We start from the raw sequence: 879 nt of genomic DNA, 5'->3' as shown, positions 1-879 counted from the left end.
GAGTGGGTACTACAGCCAGCTGCAGTTGGTTGAGGAATTTTTACTTCATGAGAGGGAGCTGTCTCTTGAAACGGATGTGAACAAAAGTTTCTTTGAAGCATGGGAAAAAGAATCGGAAAGTACACTTATATTCCTTCAGGAAAATGGTCAGGCAATATCAGCAGGTGGAACAAAAATGCGGATTGATATGCCAAGTAAACTTCTGCTGGACTTAAAGAACGGATACAATATTGGAAAACTGGTGCGCCTTGATTATGATCAGAAGAAAAAAGATGGTTATCTGGTTGCGATTCCATGTCAGGAATATACGATCAATGGAGAAACTTATACGGCAATTGGAACTGTGTATGATCATTCGAAACTGGATTCCATGTTAAAATTGAAAGGTTATCATGGGAAAGCATATTTGTTCATGCTGGATCATGACGGAAATATTACGTATACGAACCAGAGTGGTGATAAATACCTGCGTAATTATTCTTTGTTAAAACATTTAAAAGGGGAACAGGCTATTACAGAAGAAGAGGCTGATTTGTTCAAAAAGAAGTTTGATAACAGAGAATCTGGAGTTGCACTTTTGGGAAAACAGAACCCCTATTATCTGGGGTATTGCCCGATAGAAAGCAACAACACCATTTTGGTATGCATTGTGGCAAGGGGAGTTGTTGACAATGTGCTGACGGATTACCAGAAAACGGTGTTGTTTACAACAATACTCATGGCAGGTTTTATACTTTTACTTTTTGCCGGATTATTCTACAGTATTTCCAGACTCAGTCTTGCAGATCAAAAAGCAGAATATGAAAAAAGAAATAATGAACTTCATTTACAAACAATGAAGGAAATGGAAGTAGTCAATCAAAAACTGAAAAAGGCAAA

The 879-nt window shown here is 37.7% G+C and carries 1 pseudogene; it reads left to right on the top strand.

Annotated elements, in window-relative coordinates:
- Positions 1–175 precede the first annotated feature (175 nt).
- Positions 176–879: pseudogene (locus DW922_RS17315) on the top strand (hybrid sensor histidine kinase/response regulator); the annotation flags it as partial.

The organism is Clostridium sp. AM42-4 (assembly GCF_003480105.1).
GTDB lineage: Bacteria > Bacillota > Clostridia > Lachnospirales > Lachnospiraceae > Brotaphodocola.
This window is presented reverse-complemented; position numbering and strand designations above follow the sequence as displayed.